This window comes from Nitriliruptor sp. (assembly GCF_040882075.1).
GTDB lineage: Bacteria > Actinomycetota > Nitriliruptoria > Nitriliruptorales > Nitriliruptoraceae > Nitriliruptor.
On sequence record NZ_JBBEBZ010000188.1, the window covers coordinates 12,099 to 12,803 of the forward strand.

General features: G+C 72.2%; 1 protein-coding gene. It reads right to left on the reverse strand.

The window, feature by feature from the left end; genetic code table 11:
- Positions 1-76 precede the first annotated feature (76 nt).
- A partial coding sequence (locus tag WEB03_RS13310; protein WP_368071405.1) for a hypothetical protein occupies positions 77-705 on the reverse strand: 629 nt, incomplete at its 5' end.

A 705-nucleotide genomic window follows, 5' to 3' on the forward strand; every position in this document is an offset into this window, starting at 1 on the left:
CCCCCCCCCCCCCCCACGGCGGGACCCGTCAGGAGCGGGAACGGACGGCGGCGGGCGCGGGAGGGGGTCACGCTCGTCACTCGACCAGTGTCACGGTCAACGTGCCCTGGTACTCGCCGCCGACCGGGGCCGTCGACGTGTCCACGGTCAGCGCCGGGTACGAGGAGTAGCGACCGCTGAGGTGCAGCAGATCGTCGACGCCGAGCTCCGCGAGCGTGGAGGAGAGCAGCTGCTCGACGATGAGGAGCTGGTCCGCCGGGCTGTACTGACCGAGCCGCTGCCCGAAGTCTGCGACGGTCCCATCGAGTGGGGCACCGAGCCCGTCCGTCAGCGGCACCGCCGACATCGTGAGTCCCTCGACGGCGGCGCCGAGGCTGAGCAGCGCGCCCTCGCCGGTGGTGCTCACGAGGTCGAGCCCTGCGAGCGCACCCTCGAGGTGGGCACGTAGCGCGGTTGACAGGTCGTTGCCGCCCTGGCCGCGGAGCGTCTGGCGGACGGTCGGGGTGGTGCCGCTACAGAACGCGGCACCGATCCCGCTGTCGCACTCGGCATCGGTGAACGGGCCCGCAGCGCCGTGCGACGGTGTGAGCGGCAGCGCCGGGAGGTCGAGGCTGTCCAGATCGATGGCGTCGATGATGGATCCCACGATGGCCACGTCGTCGAAGGCGAGGTCCGCGGCGAGCAGCCCCGTGAGATCCAACGTGC